Origin of the sequence: Donghicola sp. XS_ASV15, from assembly GCF_041224595.1 — a bacterium.
Taxonomy (GTDB): domain Bacteria; phylum Pseudomonadota; class Alphaproteobacteria; order Rhodobacterales; family Rhodobacteraceae; genus Donghicola.
On sequence record NZ_JBGFGN010000102.1, the window covers coordinates 1 to 14,645 of the forward strand.

Below are 14,645 nucleotides of genomic sequence, written 5' to 3' on the forward strand. Positions count from 1 at the left end.
ACAGTTCAGCCAGCGTCATCTCTTCGCGGATCGCTTCCAAGGCGACCTTCGCCTTGAAATCAGGTGAGTGGTTCTTTCTCTTTGCCATTGTAGATCGTCTCTTTCATCAGGCGACCCATCTTAAACTCTGGTCCGAAATTCTGCGACCACCTCTCTTCCCGGTGGCAGGATCCTTGACGTAGGTTTGCCGGTTCCAGACCTGGCGCCCGATATAGAGCTCATTGTTCAGGATCCCGGTGCCCCGCTTCCGGCTGCCATAAATGGTCGAGCCCCCCCAGTACTTGCTCGAGGGGGAAATCCCTTCGCCATCGAGGGAGCCGACGATGTTTCGGGGGCTTTGGCCTGCTGGCTTGAAGATCTGCGCTTAGTGCGCGCACTCGCCTTGTCCAGTCAGTTTTTCTCACGACTAAGTGTCAGGAGTAGGGAAACTTTTCGCGCTCTGGGGCCGTGAAGAGGGTACTTGGTACATATTGGAGGAGCGCGTTACCATGGCCCATCTAGGATCATCCTATTCATCGTATAACACCTTTTTGAATGGTGCAGATGCCTTCTGGACACTTGATCTGGCAGCGATGAACAACTCTGGCGTGACAGGCGATGTCCTGCTCGCTGTAAATACAGAAGAGGATGGCACACGCTATCTGAATGTTTCGATCAATGCGGCTGGTTTGACACCGAACGTCCAGCACGCACAGCACATCCACGGTACGTTCGACGAAGATGGTAATCCGACCGACGCGCGGATGCCTGTTGTGTCTGATGACGCGGATCAGGACGGCTTCATCGAGGTTCTCGAGGGCCTTGCCGCTTATGGCGACATCATTCTGACACTAACAGACGGTGATGGCGTTCTGCCTACTACGCGTTCGGACGGCACGCTGACATACATTCAGTCTTTTGACCTTGGCGACGACTCGAACTTTGGCAGCCCTGTAAGCGGGAATGATTATACTGCGGATGATCTAATGCCCTTGGTGAACCGTGAAATCGTGCTTCATGGTCAGAACGTAGGCGCCGGCTTTGGCGCCGGAACCGAGGGTGAAATCGACGGCACGCAGGACGGCTTCGTTGGCTTTCTGCCTGTGGCGTCTGGCGAGATCGAGATGACCACCCAAGAGCAGGCTTTGGATATCCTCGAGGATCAGTTCGAGCGTGCGTCTGATTTCGAACGTCTCCGGGCGGGAGATGACATTTACGACGCCGGTCTTGGCGATGACACCGTCTATGGTGGGTCTGGAAGCGACCGTATTCGCGGCGGCGCAGATGACGATATGCTCTTTGGTCGTACTGAAAATGACGTCCTGCGGGGTGATGACGGTGCGGACCATTTGGTTGGCAATCAGGGCCAAGACCGCTTGTTTGGTGGTGACGGCGGTGACCACTTGTACGGCAACCTTGGCGCGGACGATCTGAACGGCGGGCAAGGCAATGACATGCTGTTTGGCAACCAAGGCAATGACGCGCTGAACGGCGGCGCGGGCCGCGATATGCTGAGTGGTCAAAAAGGGGACGATGTGCTGACGGGCGGCAATGGCGGCGACGTGCTGAGCGGGGGTCAGGGTTGGGACGAGTTCGTCTATAACGACCTGAGCGAAGGCAACGACACGATCACCGACTTCGAGGATGGCATGGACCTGATCAGCCTGAGCAATCTGGGTCTCGACTTTGATGACCTAGCGATCTCTTCGGCAAATGATGGAAGCGACGCTCTGGTCGAGTTCGGAACGACGTCGATCCTATTGAACGGTGTCACCGTGGGTGAATTGGATCAAAGCGACTTTGTCTTCTGATTTCATCGGATCGCTGTAATCCGTGCGATCAAGAGCAGGCCGAGTGATTGGCCTGCTCTTTACTTTTGGGTCTACTGACGATTCATCGTGGCAAGCAGTTGCGCAATCTGAGATCGGCTGAACTGCTGATTGCCGATCGTTATGGTCTCGGCCTCAGAAACCGCGTGGGGACGCTGTTTCAAGGTTAACTGGTCCAGGATACGCGACATCGTTTTGGCTGAATCGTTCAGCTCTCGCGATGTGCCCGCCAGCTGTTCGGACTGTGCAGAGGCCGCTTGCCCCATCTTTGCCAGCTCGTTGACAGCCATGGCGATCTGGCTGACGCCCTTGGACTGCTGCATCGAAGATTCAGCGATGTCCGTCGTGCTACTCTCGAGCTTTGCGATGTTTTCGGCAATTGTGCCAAAGGCTTCGCGTGTCTCGACAGCGGAATTTACACCGTCATTGACCAATCGAGACGTGGTATCGATCAGGTCAGCGGTTTCGCTCGCTGCTTTCGCTGATCTGCCGGCCAAGCTGCGAACCTCTTGCGCGACGACTGCAAATCCGCGGCCATGACTGCCTGCGCGTGCGGCCTCGACCGCTGCATTCAGAGCCAGCAAATTGGTCTGGAACGCAATTTCATCAATGGCTTTGATGATTTTGCTGATGTCTTGAGAAGCGCTTGCAATCTCCTGCATTGAGTGATGCATGCGCTCCACCCGCTCTCTACCATCCTCTGAAATCTGGCGGGTTTCGGATGCAAAGGCGCTCATGGATTGCGCCGACTGCGAGTTTGCGGCCGTCAGATTGTCGGTCTCTTCGATCGAAGCGGAAATTTGGTCAATCGATGCTGACTGCTCTTGGGCCAACGCGGCAAGGGCTTGGGCGGAGTCGCTCACCGAGTCAGCCCCGTTTGTTGTGATGCTCGTTTGATGTTTGATATCACCGAAACGTCTGTTCAACCCTTCGACCGCTTGGGCAAAGCTGGAAATGATCTCGCGGTAGGCGCCGTCGAAGGCTTCGGGGCGAATATCCTGATCCAGATCGCCGTTCACGATGGCAGCGGACAGGCGCTGGATTTCAGAGACAACGCCGGAAAATGCGCTCCTGATCTCCTCGATGGCTTCGTTGATAAAGACGCGGTCACCAGATAGCGGCGGGAACGCATACTCGAAGTCGCCACGGGAAAAGGCGTTCATGCAGGCGATGATCGATTTCTTGGTGTTGATGTGGTCCTGAACCATTTGGTTTACCCGGCGGCCTACTTGGCCATAGGTGTCATCCAGATCCTCGTGGGCGATGAAGTCATTGATGAAGCCGTCCAGATGGCGTTCGGCCATGCCGTTGACGCGGCGGATCAACTCGTCCAGCTGCCAGCGATCCCGCAGGATTTCCGTCTGGTCCTGCCATTCCACAAGGATCAGGGCTAGCTTGCCATCCGGACTAAACTTGGGTGACGCGCGAAACATCAGGCTTTTTCCGCCGATGGTGAATTTCCCGACGTGGGGCGATTTGAGCGCGTCCAGAATGCGGCGTTGGTGCACGGGATTTTTGTGAAATACGTCGATGGTTTTCCCGAGCACCTCTTTGGCGCGGAAGTCGGGCAGGTCGCGGCGGATGTCATCCTCGATCGCCGCAAACATCGCGAGCGCCGCATCGTTGACATAGCGAATAACAAAATCCGCATCAGCAACCATCATTGGATTGCCGAGCAGACTCATCGCATCCGTTGCGAGCAGAGTATTCAGTTCGTTGTTGGGCTCAAGGCCAGTGTCAAGCGCCATGGTCTCATCCTCTTGCAAATCCGCAGGAGGACATATCGCTGATGGTTTTGTTGACACCGCTTCGGAAGGCTGGCCGCCGTGAGGCATTTGACTAGCAGGGGTTATGCTTTGGGATATGCTATGAAGGTTGTGAAACCTCAGTAAGGCGCTTGTTTTGCCATGCATAGGCCGCCCGAGATTTGGACTAGGCATCGTCGTAGGTCAGCCGCAGATGCTGCTCTGGTATGATCGGCTCCGCCACTAGTGGCGGGTCGTGTCAGTGCGGCTGGTCGCCAAGAGCCGAACGAGTGCGCCGATGGTGGTAGAAGTGCATCCATTTCCGGAAGGCTGTGTCCGTCTCTGATCTGGTCTCCCAGCCATGCAGATATACGCGATGTCCGCAGGCTCATTCGAGGCAGGCAGCAACAGCGAAGATAACCTGTTTGAGCACGGCAGGTTTGCGATCCGTTGGCCCTTTCGCCCCTAGCGCGATCGCGAAAATTGGCAATCAACCGGTCGTGATCGAGGTCCAAGGAACGTGCTTTGGGACAGGCACGTTGGGGCCGCAGACATTGAATTACGAAAGGACATCTCATGAAGGACTCGCATCGTCCCGACCGCGCTATGACCACCACCAATCCGGCCACGGAAGAAGTGCTCGACACCTATCCGTTGATGTCAGATGACGAGATGATCTCGGCGCTAGAGGCATGTCACGCTGCTTTCGAAGAGTGGCGCCTGAAGTCCCACAAGGATCGCGGCGAGGTTCTGAAAGCGATCGGCGCGAAGCTGCGTGATCGCAAGGAAGAGTTCGCCAAGCTGATGACCCAAGAAATGGGCAAGCGCTTGCAGGACAGCCGCGACGAGATTGATCTGTGTGCTGCCATTTGCGACTGGACCGCAGAGGCAGGCCCCGAGGTTCTGGCCGATGAGACGCGCGATCTGCAAGACGGGCGCAAGGGTACGATCACCAAGGCGCCGATCGGCGTTATTTACGGCATCCAACCGTGGAATTTCCCTGCCTACCAAGCGGTACGCTACGCAATCGCGAACTTGATGGCGGGTAACGGTGTCCTGCTGAAGCACGCAGAGATTTGCACGGGTTCTGGACTGATGCTGAAAGAGGTTTTCGAAGAGGCTAGTCTGCCCAAAAACCTGTTCACTGTCATGCTCATTGATCACGACCAGTCGGACGAACTTATCGGCCACAAGTTGGTGCGCGGCGTGACCATGACCGGCAGCGCCAAGTCCGGCAGCATCATCGCCGCCAAAGCTGGCGAGCACCTGAAGAAAACCGTGATGGAGCTAGGCTCGAACGACGCCTATCTGGTGCTAGAGGACGCGGATATTGAACTGGCGGCGAAAACCTGCGTTGCGGGCCGCATTTACAACAACGGGCAGACTTGCGTGAACGCCAAACGCTTTATCGTGGCGGACAAGGTCTATGATGACTTTGTCGAAGGCTACGTCAAGGCGATGGGCCATGTGACTCTCGGCGATCCCACCGCAGAGGATACTGACCTTGGTCCGATGGCGCGCAAGGATCTGCGCGAGACACTGCATGATCAGGTCAAGAAATCCGTGGACAAGGGGGCCAAGATTGCGGTTGGCGGCGAGATGCCAGAGCGCACCGGCTATTACTATCCCGCGACCGTGCTGACCGACGTAAAGCCCGGGCAACCAGCCTATGACGAAGAACTCTTTGGTCCCGTCGCGTCGGTTATCCGCGCCAAGGATGACGAAGACGCCATGCGCATTGCCAACGACAGTCGCTTTGGTCTGGGTGGTGGCATTTTTAGCCGTGACGAAAAGCGCGCGCACGAGTTGGCCAAAACGCATTTCGACACGGGAATGGTGTTTATCAACCACTTCAACCTTGCCACGCCGGAAATGCCGTTCGGTGGTGTGAAGGACAGTGGCTATGGCCGCGAACACGGCGGCTTTGGTATGACCGAATTCATCAACGCCAAGGCCATCACGTTGCCTGGCTAAGGCGAAATGAAAAAGAAAAAAGGCGGGGGCCACGATGCCTCCGCCTTTTTGGTGTCAATCAAATGGGGCGGCTGCAATTGGCCGCGCCCTTTTCAAGCGAATTCGTGTTGGTGTTCGGGGCGATATCCAGCCGACAACGCTGCCACGAGGAATGCGTGACGCGCCTCTTCTACGGGGGTCATGCACTCCATCGCAGCATCAATCTGCGCCAGCGCCGCATCACGATTGGAGTCTTTGGTCGGCCACTTGCGGCTCAACCAGTAGCGCGCTTTTTCAATCGTGCTGAAATGTTCGATGCTGCCATCTTGGGGCGTGACCAGGGCCATCGGCTGACCCCATTGAATTTCCATCATATCTTTAACCTTAGTGTGTCGTCTCGGCGGAGCGGGCAATCGTGCCTAACGCGTCCAACGCCGCGCCCCGACCCATCGGGGGAGGGGGCTATTCTAAAAAAATCTCGCTGCGCAGTGATTGGATCCGCCTGTTAAAGCATGGGACCCGATGCGCCAATCTAGGGGATCCGTTGCCCGATCAACCCTGTGGATCGACCGGGCAAGGGGATCATTCTGCTTTGCCGCCGTCGCGGGCTTGCCGTGCGGCCTTGAGCCGAGCGGTCTTTTCCGCCCGCGCTTCGGCTTCCTCGTCGAGGATGCTCCAAGCGGCGGTCGACGTTTTGTCGATGGCCGTCACCGGCCCGTCGCCTTTTGCGCGCAGAGTGCTGCCGGCGGTCCGGCCTTTTGCTCCGCGGGCCGGAACACCCGCGAGGAGGTCTCCCAGCACGTCACTCATGCCAGAGCGAGATTGCTGGCAGAAGCGCGACCGTCGCGACCGCTTTCGAGGTCGTAGGTCACTTTTTGTCCGTCATCGAGGCGCGAGATGCCCGACCGCTCAACGGCGGAAATGTGGACAAAGACGTCTTTGCCGCCGTCGTCTGGCTGGATGAACCCAAAACCTTTGGTGGAATTGAACCATTTCACGGTGCCATTGGCCATATCCGTGGTCTCCTTGATCATGCTGCCCGCGGGACTGCGGCAGCCCGGCAAAAGTCGATCCAAGTCGATCAACCGGGACCGCGAAGGCGGCAGCAGCGTGTCGAAGAGAGATAACGTAAGCTCTGATAAAATGGGGGCTCTGGGGGCTTCTAACAAGGGGGCATTGGTGAAGTTTTCATGACAGGCACACATGAGTGAAGTCGGAGTGGTGGACGCGATTGCTTCGAGCGTGATGCGCGTTTGGCCTGCCGGATCAATTATGGCTCTGCGTTTTAGAGGGGGCCGTGTGCGAGCGCCGACTGCCGTTTTTCGTCGGTTTGTTTCTGGACACGTCAATCGAGATAACTGTTTCGCGCAGGCCTAGGTCACGCTCAACACAGGTCATTCGGAGGAGCCGATTATTTAACTCCTCCGAACAGCTTTTAGAAGTTCATCTCAACTGTACCGCCAAGTGTTGTCTGTCCCTCGGCGTCGACTGTCGCATCTGCGCGCAGCACGGTCTGGCGCATGCGGCGTGAGATCCCTGCCGTAAATGATCCAGTGTTGAAAGACTCGCCACGCTCCATGTCCAAGCGCGCGTAGTAAGCGAGCGGGCTGTCTGTGTCAGCTTGCTCGACCTCGATGTAGCCGCCATAGGTACACCCCAGAGCCTCTTCGAAAAGTGGCTCGTAACAGGCTATGCGCGGCGCAAGAGCAAATCTGCCAAGCCCTTCCCAAATGCTCCATTCATGACGGAGTTCGACAAAGGCCCGGCCGCCCGAAACCTCGCTCAGACTGAATTCCCCATACTGGGTGATGTCGTCCAAGCTGGTTGTGACTTCTACATCCGCTTCGGGCGAGTAGGCATATTCAAGCCCTGCTCGAGGCGTCATGGTCACGGTTCCGAAATCCAAGTCTCCGGAAACAGCGATCCCAGCAAAGCCCGCGAAATAGGTGTAATGGCCATCCGCGTCGATGGTGCCAATGGATCGATCAAATGCCAAGTCAAACTCGTGGCGTCCCGCTGCGGCCCCGAGATAGTAATCAAGGTAAAGGCCGTTGCTCAGCTGGTCTGCTCCGTAAAGGCCGCCATTGAGACCGAAGCCCGCGATTTCGCCATCGGCTAGGCCGCTGACATCGTTCTGACTGCCATAGACACCAAAGAACCATCCGCGCAGGCTGTTTTCGTCGGTGAACCGTTCGCGGCGGAACGACAGGTTGAGTTGCCGTTGCGACTGTCCGTCATCGCTTTCGTAGAAGCTGAGTGCGCTGTCGACGATCGTCCATTCCTCTCGCACGCAGTCATAGGTTTCACGATAGAAGTCACCATCGAACTGAGCACTGTCGTCATCCGCATCCCCATTTATACGCCGCCGCAGGACTCCGCCATTCTGACAGGTGGTCACCAAGGGCACCGCGTCAAGCATCCGGAATTCCACGCGGCGGTTTTCGGCTCTGCCAGCTTCGGTCGCGTTGGAGGTCGAAGGATCGCTCTCGCCATAGGCCCGGGCGGCAAACCCATCCGTGTCCACCCCGCGCGCCCGAAGAGCCCCCAAGACCGCTTCGGCGCGCCGCTGGCTTAGGTCCAGATTGTACGCCCCCGATGCATTGCTGTCCGTGTGACCTGCAATTTCGAAGGCAACGCCTTTGCAACTGCCAAGTATCGTCGCGATCTCGTCGAGTGTTGGATCGCTTTGGGGCTTGATGACAGCTCGGTCGGTGTCAAAGAGGATTTTCGCGGCTTCGATGTTGACCGCCTGTTGGCAGGCTGTCGCCGTGCGCGATTTCAGGCGCTGCAAACCGTCGGCCGAGTAGCCCTGCATGCGGGCAGCTTGCTGCATGATCGTTGCTGCGCGATCTTCGTTTAGAATCTTGGTTAAATCTTCTTTGATCAATGCCAGCAGATCAGGTTCCGCAACGCGGACCTGAGCGGTGGCTTGGTCACAATTCGTCGGGTTGAGGACTTCGCAGATTTCGTAGGTCACGGCATAAGCGCCTGCTGCAATCCCGGCCGGAATTGTCAGTGCGCCATCGGTGCCCAAGGTTGCTCCGTCCATGCCGCCGTCATCGATCAGGGTGATTGTGGTCAGCGACCCATCGGTGGGGACAGCGAGTCCGTCGATGGTGTCATTGGAAAGGACAGGCCCAGCGGACCCAGCCACATCGCTAGAGCCTTCGGACGCTGTAAAATTGTCGTCAACAGCATCAATTTCGGCAGGGTTGATCCGAATGGTCACCACAGCATTGTCACAGTTGGTCGGGTTCTGCACTTCGCAGATTTCATAGGTGTAGATATAGGTACCTGCCGATGTGCCAGACGCGATTGCGATGTCCCCGCTTGACGCATCGAACGTGATGGCGCCTTGCTCGGGCGCAACGTTTAGGCCGATCGGTGTGGTGCCGTTCTGAGAAGAACCGCTGTTGTACACAACGACATCGGTCGCGATGGTCGGTCCCGTCTCGCCGTCCAGAATGTCGTTCGCCAGCACATTCGTGATGGTCGCACCGTCAGAACCGCTGATTGCTTCAGGAACGTCATCGACGGCCTCAATCGTCGCCTCTGTAGCGGGCCCGACCGAGATCGTCACGACTGCTGTGTCGCAGTTGGTGGGGTTGAGAACCTCGCAGATTTCGTAGGTATAGAGATAGGTTCCTGCTGTTGTGCCTGCGGCCACGATTACCTCGCCGGTCGCCGGATCAAGGGTGATCCCACCCGAAGCCGGAACCACATCCAGACCAAGCGCAGTTGCGCCGTCTTGCGCAGTTCCGCTGATTGCAAGCGTGACTTCGGTTCCGATTGTCGGGCTTGCGACGCCGCCCAAGGTGTCATTCGCCACCACGTTCGGGATCGTCGCGCCCGCCGCGCCATCTACTGCCGCAGGAGTGTCGTCCACGGCTACTGCCGCTTGCGGATCGGTGACAATCATCACGACTGCCGTGTCGCAGTTGGTGGGGTTCAGAACTTCACATATTTCGTAGGTGTAAAGATAAGTTCCTGCCGTCGTGCCTGCGGCCACGATCACCTCGCCGGTCGCCGCATCAAGGGTGATCCCGCCCGAAGCCGGAACCACATCCAGACCAAGCGCGGTTGTGCCGTCTTGCGCGAATCCGGTCACCGCTACGGTGACATCTGTACCGATCTCTGGGTCCTCTACACCGCCCAAGGTGTCATTCGCGACCACGTTCGGGATTGTCGCGCCTGCAGCGCCATCTACTGCCGCAGGGGTGTCGTCCACAGCCACCGCCGCTTGCGGGTCAGTGACGATCGTCACGACTGCCGTGTCGCAGTTGGTGGGGTTCAGAACTTCACATATTTCGTAGGTAAAGAGATAGGTTCCTGCTGTTGTGCCTGCGGCCACGATTACCTCGCCGGTCGCCGGATCAAGGGTGATCCCACCCGAAGCCGGAACCACGTCCAGCGCGAGCGCAGTTGTGCCGTCTTGCGCAGTTCCGGTGACTGCTAGGGTAACATCGGTTCCGATCTCGGGGTCTTCCACACCGCCCAAGGTGTCATTCGCCACCACGTTCGGGATTGTCGCACCTGCTGCGCCATCTACTGCCGCAGGGGTGTCGTCCACAGCCACCGCCGCTTGCGGGTCGGTGATAATCGTCACGACTGCTGTGTCGCAGTTGGTGGAGTTCAAGACGTCACATATTTCGTAGGTATAGAGATAGGTTCCTGCTGTTGTGCCTGCGGCCACGATTACCTCTCCGGTCGCCGCATCAAAGGTGATTGCGCCAGCCGCCGGAACCACATCCAACCCAAGCGCGGTTGTGCCGTCTTGCGCAGTTCCGGTGACTGCCAGCGTGACTTCGGTTCCGATTGTCGGGCCTGCGACCCCGCCCAAGGTGTCATTCGCCACCACGTTCGGGATGGTCCCACCAACGGCACCGTTTACTGCCGCCGGAGTATCTTCGACCGCATCAAGCGCTGGCGCGACGTCGTCGATCGTGAATATGGCTGTTTCGACCGGGTCTCCCACACAGTCGTCGACTGCTACGACACCAGCAGTCCCCATGTCGCCTATTCCGAACACGATTGTCTCGCTACCCTCGCTTATCGCGTCACTCACAAGCGTGAGCTTAATCGCGAACGGCGTGTCGGAATAGCTGCCTGCTGGCACAGAGATCGTATCGGTGTAGGTAAAGTCGTCGCCTTCGGTGGCGGTGCCGCCCACAATCGAGATTGGGATACTCAGCCCGCCTGCCGGTACATCACCCGACACAAGGACGGATGGTCCCGTGGGCGACGCAGCGCTTTCGGACGCGCTCCAGACGCCTGTGTCGTATTGTACTGTTGGAACAAAGGTGAGCGACACGTTGTCCAAGAGATTACCCTCGAGGACATAACCGCTGCCGAGGGGCGGCGACGTGCTGCGGAACTGAATATTGACCAGACCTGAATCCCCTGTGTAGGTCTCGATACCCGAGACTTCGGTCCAACTGTTCGTCGCTGTGTTGGTGGCAATAACGACGTCATCGATAGCCATCTCGATGGTTTCTGCTATGCCGTTCGTTGTGGCCGAAGATTTGTGCCAAAAGCTGAAGCCGATGGGCTCTCCATTCCGGACGCAGATCTCCTGACTGACGCCCGTGGGAATGGTCGAGTTCAACTCGATATAGTGATCCCCGTCTTGGGCAACGCCGCCGTTTTTGCGCGAAAACTCCATCACATCACCGGAATATCCGCATCCCGTCGCATCGAAATTGGCCGAGGTGGTCCAGCCAGGAATGTCTGCCGCGGCAACATAGGCCCCCCAAGGCCCCGTTGTCACAACCCGCGGCGTCCCTGAACAAGCGACCGTGTAGAGGCTTGATCCGTTCAACGGCGGGGCATTCTCTTCGAAGCTGCCATTCTCAAGCGCGCGCTGAGCAAAACCGGCGGACATCCCGAAAACCAAAACATGAAAACTCAAAAATACTGAAAGAAAGAACCGAAACATAATGCACCCGGGTTTTGTCACTTAGGATTGGCGACTCAACGCTAGGTTGTATCCGAAAACCAGTGCCACGTCAGCACTACCGTGCCGTTTTTCAGGGGCTGAAGAGGGAATACCGCGCTTTTTAAGTGTGTTTCTTGCCCGGAGGCTTTGTGTTTTGCGTTTGGTGACGCCTGCAGAGCCCACGGGCGTAGGGGTAAGAGGGATCTCCCAAAGGCCCAATTGCTGAGAGAGACGGTGTAGATTGGGAAACAGGACGAACAGGTTTTCCTGTTCAGATGTCAGCTTGATCCGGTTCGTACTAGGCCGCAATTCCACATGACGTCATGCTGACAATCAGAATGCGACGGCAATATAGACCTGCGTTCCTTAGGGAGGCGCTAAAGCTGAACCTGCAAGAGTTGACCCTTGAGGAATGCCAAATGTCGCGCGGTGCCTGCGCTACAGCGTGGCGGAGCAGGCGTTTTGCCTTCGTTTTTTAGCGTGCAGGTATCAATCATCCAAATAATGGTCTGACGTGATGCCGGGATTGTGCCGCACTCGTCCAGATGGCTTGGAGTGCTATCGCCAAATGGGGTTCGACCAAGCCCGTTTACCCGCCGCGTCCACGACGGTGACGCGGAGCCAATCGGAATTCTTGAACCGATCCAAGCTGATTGCGGCATGTGTCATAGAGTGACCATGCTTTGCCACTGCAGCCGAACCAAAGCCCTGCACGATTACGGCAGTTGCGGCTGAGCAGCGAATTTCGAGGACATCGTCGTCCAACTCGATATCTCGCAATTCTGGACCGGTGCTGGAGTAAAAGTGACCAGCTTTGAGGGCGTCTAACAGGCTTTCCGGCGCGTTGTCTGATGCCTTTACCATGACCCATCCCCCGAAGTGATCAGGTTCGGTAAAGTGGGCGTCATCGGTCGCAATGGCGGTGAGCTTTGGTCCTTCGGAGAGCAGCAAATCCGCAATGTGCCAGCCGTCGGGACGATCACACCCCATTGCGCAACCGTGGTTGTAAATCTCGACAGCATGGGCGGCATCGTTTGTACGGGCATCTTCCATCGTCAGACCAGACCATTGCGGGTGGGCAATCGCAACAAAAGCCCCTGCATCCCGGCAGCGCCGTGCCAGAGCGGCTCCGCTTTCCTGATCATCGATCGGCGAGAAACCCGGCGTATTGGAAGGAGCAAAATCTTCGGGCAAGCCGACTGCAAGAATATGCCAGAGTTCGCCATTCGTCATGGCACCTGAATGCACCTCGGTACCAAGGATGGTGCTGAAACCCTCGTCTCGAAAACTCTTGGTGTCCGTGATCGTGTAGCCGTATTCGCCAATGAAGTGATCTGTCAGAGCGATGAAATCATAGCCTTCGGCTTTGTATCGGCGGCAGACCTTTTGAGGGTCTAAAATGCCGTCAGACAAATTAGAGTGGGTATGGAGGTTTCCGCGGTAGAAACGGCCGGGTGCAGTGAAGAGATCGCGCATGATATGCTCCGAAAATTGGCCATGCCTTTCTCTCGAAGCGCAGGGTAAATCCACCGAGATTTGCGATTGGCTTCGTCGCGCCGTCGCGGCAGACCCACATCACGCAAATGCTCGGTTCGAACTCGGGCGTGCATTTATGTCTCGGGATCTGAAAGAGGCGGAGGCGGCGTTCACGCGATCGGTTGTATTGCAACCCGGTGACACGGACGGCTGGCGTAGCCTCGCGCGCCTGCGCATCAGGCTCGGGGATTGGTCAGGGTGCCAGGCGGCGCTCGACCATTTGCCTCAGGATGCAGAAGTGCGGAGCTTGGGATACCGGGTGAGAGCAGAGCTTGGTACGGCGACCTCCGCGGATCGAGATGCCTTGCTGATGGATAAATCAATGCGGCCCGATGCGTTGAAGGCGCTGACCCGAGTGTCAAAGGGGAGCTTGCCCTTACGTTTTCCTGATACGCAATGAGGGGTCAGGCGCGGTAGATTTTCCGATAGGTGCCGGGGGCGCCCTGCAACGCTTCCTGCACGTCCCGGCTGCGTGCAATGTCGCTGTCGTCCATGGGCTTGATGCTTAGCTCTGGCTGCGCGCGCGGCACAGGAATGACCTGCGCGACGGGGGTTCCCTTTGGCAAAGTGCCCGTGAATTCAGGATAGGTCCATACTGCGGGAAAATGAACATAACCATGCGTGAAACGATCGGCGCTCACGCGGCCAGATAGGGTCTGGAAGGGTAGATCTGTTCGGTTCAATGGATGAGTGAAAAGAAGGTCCCAGCCAACTGGCGCTTCGAGCGCCCAATAGTTGGTGAATTTCACAACCATTCGGCCCTCTAGATCTACTGGCATGCCAGTTGCCTGCTCTGGCACATGAACGCCCAAAGGTGCGCGCGTGATCGGAGCATCCAGAATAGCTGGAAACTCCCAATTCCAAGACAGCTCTTCGTTCTCGACATGGATGTCGCAGGGCAGGGGGATCAGAAAGCCGGTCGAGAGGGCATCAATCAAAGGGGGGCATTGCTTGGCAGTTCGCACCGACCTGTCGCCCAAAACAGCACTCACCGCCTTTGACGGCATGGACCTGAGCCAGTCTGGCAGAGCGGTGCGTGCGAGCACAGGCGGCGGGATCAAATCAAAGAGGGCCGGATGGCAACGTGCGGTGATCAAGACCTAAGTTCCTTGCGTTTCAGCAAGGCATGCCCGACTGCAAAGCCGACCGTCAATAGGATCACGATGGTTCCCACCGCGTTGATCACGGGGGGATGGCCATTTGGATTGCGGACCATGGCTCCAATCTCTGTGGCGAAATTACATGCGCCCCCTTTGGCGAACATGGTGGTGTTGTAGTTCTCCATCGAAGCGATGAAAGCGATGACGCCGGCCGAGAACAGTGCCGGGGCCAGAAATGGTAGTGTGATACGGAAGAAGATCCGCAATGGACTGGCGCCAAGATCCATGGCGGCCTCTTCAAGTTCGACCGGCTGCCGCTGCAGCCGAGCCATCAGGATCAGCATCGGATAGCCCGCGATAAAGGTCAGTTGGGCCATCATGATGGTGAACAGCCCTGCGTTTACGCCAAGGCGGTTCCAGAATACCAAACCGGATGAGGTGGGTGGCTCCTGCTCCACCGGCATCGAATGTGCCAAAGTGCAGCTATCAATGACTGCTAGGAAAGGAGCCACTCAATGACAGTTAAGACAGTAGGCCTTGATCTGGCCAAGGATGTTTTTCAGGTTCA

At 57.3% G+C, this 14,645-nt stretch carries 13 protein-coding genes; 4 read left to right on the forward strand and 9 right to left on the reverse strand.

All coding sequences use genetic code 11. The features are described from left to right. Positions 1–182, forward strand: a 182-nt coding sequence (locus AB9K37_RS03325; RefSeq protein ID WP_369835544.1) for a hypothetical protein, incomplete at its 5' end; no start/stop codon positions are given. Here AB9K37_RS03325 and AB9K37_RS03330 read toward each other — a convergent pair. Further along, the gene (locus AB9K37_RS03330) at positions 107–358 is read right to left on the reverse strand and encodes a recombinase family protein (RefSeq protein ID WP_369835555.1); all 252 of its coding nucleotides are present in this window, start codon (positions 356–358) and stop codon (positions 107–109) included. The two genes, AB9K37_RS03325 and AB9K37_RS03330, sit on opposite strands and share 76 nt — an antisense overlap. 130 nt (positions 359–488) lie before the next feature. On the opposite strand from AB9K37_RS03330, the gene AB9K37_RS03335 reads away from it, so the two are divergent. Further along, on the forward strand, positions 489–1,790 hold the full coding sequence (locus AB9K37_RS03335) for a calcium-binding protein (RefSeq protein WP_369835545.1): 1,302 nt from the start codon (positions 489–491) through the stop codon (positions 1,788–1,790). Positions 1,791–1,861: 71 nt separating this feature from the next. Here AB9K37_RS03335 and AB9K37_RS03340 read toward each other — a convergent pair whose 3' ends face one another. Then, positions 1,862–3,556, reverse strand: coding sequence for a methyl-accepting chemotaxis protein (locus AB9K37_RS03340; protein ID WP_369835546.1), 1,695 nt, complete (start codon positions 3,554–3,556; stop codon positions 1,862–1,864). 573 nt (positions 3,557–4,129) lie between these two features. On the opposite strand from AB9K37_RS03340, the gene AB9K37_RS03345 reads away from it, so the two are divergent. Next, the gene (locus AB9K37_RS03345) at positions 4,130–5,527 is read left to right on the forward strand and encodes an NAD-dependent succinate-semialdehyde dehydrogenase (RefSeq protein WP_369835547.1); all 1,398 of its coding nucleotides are present in this window, start codon (positions 4,130–4,132) and stop codon (positions 5,525–5,527) included. A 92-nt stretch (positions 5,528–5,619) separates the two neighbouring features. Here AB9K37_RS03345 and AB9K37_RS03350 read toward each other — a convergent pair whose 3' ends face one another. From AB9K37_RS03350 to AB9K37_RS03375, 6 genes are all read right to left on the reverse strand, one after another. Continuing rightward, entirely contained in the window at positions 5,620–5,880 is a 261-nt protein-coding gene (locus AB9K37_RS03350; protein ID WP_369835548.1) for a DUF982 domain-containing protein, read from the reverse strand. Between the two features lie 208 nt (positions 5,881–6,088). Continuing rightward, entirely contained in the window at positions 6,089–6,316 is a 228-nt protein-coding gene (locus tag AB9K37_RS03355; protein WP_369835549.1) for a hypothetical protein, read from the reverse strand. Then, a complete protein-coding gene (locus AB9K37_RS03360; RefSeq protein ID WP_369835556.1) occupies positions 6,313–6,519 on the reverse strand; it encodes a cold-shock protein in 207 nt (68 codons plus the stop codon). The genes AB9K37_RS03355 and AB9K37_RS03360 overlap by 4 nt, the downstream gene beginning before the upstream one ends. A 422-nt stretch (positions 6,520–6,941) precedes the next feature. Beyond that, positions 6,942–11,387 (reverse strand): OmpA family protein, encoded by a 4,446-nt coding sequence (locus AB9K37_RS03365; protein ID WP_369835550.1) that lies wholly within the window; start codon positions 11,385–11,387, stop codon positions 6,942–6,944. Between the two features lie 612 nt (positions 11,388–11,999). Then, the gene (locus AB9K37_RS03370) at positions 12,000–12,917 is read right to left on the reverse strand and encodes a CehA/McbA family metallohydrolase (protein ID WP_369835551.1); all 918 of its coding nucleotides are present in this window, start codon (positions 12,915–12,917) and stop codon (positions 12,000–12,002) included. A gap of 464 nt (positions 12,918–13,381) precedes the next feature. Then, positions 13,382–13,915: a hypothetical protein gene (locus tag AB9K37_RS03375; protein WP_369835552.1), complete on the reverse strand. Its 534-nt coding sequence runs from the start codon at positions 13,913–13,915 to the stop codon at positions 13,382–13,384. Positions 13,916–13,928: 13 nt separating this feature from the next. Between AB9K37_RS03375 and AB9K37_RS03380 the strand changes: the two genes are divergently transcribed. After that, positions 13,929–14,081 (forward strand): hypothetical protein, encoded by a 153-nt coding sequence (locus tag AB9K37_RS03380; protein ID WP_369835553.1) that lies wholly within the window; start codon positions 13,929–13,931, stop codon positions 14,079–14,081. Here AB9K37_RS03380 and AB9K37_RS03385 read toward each other — a convergent pair. Then, positions 14,071–14,553, reverse strand: a complete 483-nt coding sequence (locus tag AB9K37_RS03385) for an ABC transporter permease (RefSeq protein ID WP_369835554.1) — start codon at positions 14,551–14,553, stop codon at positions 14,071–14,073. The two genes, AB9K37_RS03380 and AB9K37_RS03385, sit on opposite strands and share 11 nt — an antisense overlap. Between the last annotated feature and the right edge of the window lie 92 nt (positions 14,554–14,645).

Excerpts from the sequence above, each read along its gene's own strand:
- AB9K37_RS03345 (WP_369835547.1), top strand. The coding sequence starts at position 4,130 with ATGAAGGACTCGCATCGTCCCGACCGCGCTATGACCACCACCAATCCG.
- AB9K37_RS03370 (WP_369835551.1), bottom strand. The coding sequence starts at position 12,917 with ATGCGCGATCTCTTCACTGCACCCGGCCGTTTCTACCGCGGAAACCTC.
- AB9K37_RS03365 (WP_369835550.1), bottom strand. The coding sequence starts at position 11,387 with ATGTCCGCCGGTTTTGCTCAGCGCGCGCTTGAGAATGGCAGCTTCGAA.
- AB9K37_RS03355 (WP_369835549.1), bottom strand. The coding sequence starts at position 6,316 with ATGAGTGACGTGCTGGGAGACCTCCTCGCGGGTGTTCCGGCCCGCGGA.
- AB9K37_RS03360 (WP_369835556.1), bottom strand. The coding sequence starts at position 6,519 with ATGGCCAATGGCACCGTGAAATGGTTCAATTCCACCAAAGGTTTTGGG.
- AB9K37_RS03340 (WP_369835546.1), bottom strand. The coding sequence starts at position 3,556 with ATGGCGCTTGACACTGGCCTTGAGCCCAACAACGAACTGAATACTCTG.
- AB9K37_RS03335 (WP_369835545.1), top strand. The coding sequence starts at position 489 with ATGGCCCATCTAGGATCATCCTATTCATCGTATAACACCTTTTTGAAT.
- AB9K37_RS03350 (WP_369835548.1), bottom strand. The coding sequence starts at position 5,880 with ATGATGGAAATTCAATGGGGTCAGCCGATGGCCCTGGTCACGCCCCAA.